Here is a 1,243-nt window from a genome sequence, read left to right as displayed (position 1 = left end):
AACCCGCGTTGCCGCCCGCGCTGCATCGCTGGTTCGCCGACTGGCTCGAACAGGGCTGCTCCGACGATGCGGCGCACGAGACCGCCGACGGCGCGGTGCGCCGCTCGGCGCGCGTGACCGGCACGCCGGCGCAGGGCGAATGGGTGATCGTGCTGGAGGCATCCGACGACGGCGCGCAGGTGGCCGCGCTGATCGAGCGCTTCGGCCTGACCGTGCGCGAGGCGGAAGTGCTGCTGTGGGTCTCTCGCGGCAAGACCAACCGCGACATCGGCGATATCCTCGACATGGCCGCGCGCACCGTCAACAAGCACCTGGAGCACCTGTTCCGCAAGCTCCATGTGGAGACGCGTTCGGCCGCCGCCGCGCTGGCCGTCAAGGCCGCGGGGCGCGGCTGATCCCGGGCCGACTACTCCGGGCCGCCCTTGCAGCTCGCCGCGGCCGCGTCGCCGGCCGGCGCGGCGTAGATGCGCACCGCCTTCACGGCCAGCACCGACGGGTTCGGCGTGTCCCGGATCGGAAAGCCCGAGCCGAGCGCCAGATCGACCAGCGGAAACAGCGGCAGCCGATGCTCGGGCGGCGTGGGCTGACGCCACACGGGCCGGCGGTCGAGATAGAACGTGATGTCGCGCGGCGTGACGCGCACGCCGTAATCGTGGAAGCCCGCTTCGAGCGAGCCGGGCTGCACCGGGATCGACCGCGAGCGGTGGCGCGACCGCGCCTTGTCCGCGCCGTCGTACCAGATATGAACGGCCGACTGATAGGCCGTGTCGTCGTGGCCGTAATATTCGATCGCGTCGATCTCGATGCCCGGCGAGCGATCGCTGGCCGCCTTCAGCGTGCTGAGCCAGAACGCGGGCCAGGTGCCCGGCCCGCGCGGCATCCGCAGGCTCGCCTCGAAATAGCCGTAGCGCACGCCACTGCCCTTGCCGCTCGCATCGGCCGCCGCGATCAGGCCCGACGTCCACTTGCCGTCGGCCGCGCGCCGCGCCGCGATCGCCAGCCCGTCGGCCGATACCGAAAACGGGCCGTTCGGGCCCGGATCCGCGAACGCCGCATCGCCGAAGTCGCCGTTCCACGGCGTGTGCGCGGTCCAGCGCGCGTCGCCGAGCGTGCGCGCGGCAACGCGAAAATCGGTGAACGTCTCGTCGAACACGAGGTGGTAGCCGCACAGCTCGAGCCGGTCGGCCTCGAGCGGCGCGCCGGCCCGCGCGTGCGGCGCCGCCAGCGCCAGGCACAGCGCCAA

Annotated in this window: 2 protein-coding genes; one reads left to right on the top strand and one right to left on the bottom strand. The window is 72.6% G+C overall.

Going from position 1 to position 1,243, the window contains the following annotated elements; all coding sequences use genetic code 11:
* On the top strand, nt 1–395 hold a 395-nt coding region (locus G3N92_RS34170), incomplete at its 5' end, for a helix-turn-helix transcriptional regulator (RefSeq protein ID WP_206131888.1).
* Nucleotides 396–406: 11 nt separating this feature from the next.
* Here G3N92_RS34170 and G3N92_RS34165 read toward each other — a convergent pair.
* Nucleotides 407–1,243, bottom strand: an 837-nt coding sequence (locus G3N92_RS34165; protein ID WP_206131887.1) for a glycoside hydrolase family 16 protein, incomplete at its 5' end; no start/stop codon positions are given.

The organism is Burkholderia sp. Ac-20379 (genome assembly GCF_017104645.1).
GTDB lineage: Bacteria > Pseudomonadota > Gammaproteobacteria > Burkholderiales > Burkholderiaceae > Burkholderia.
The sequence above is the reverse complement of the archived record's forward strand: the minus strand, read 5'-3'. Positions and strand labels throughout refer to the sequence as shown.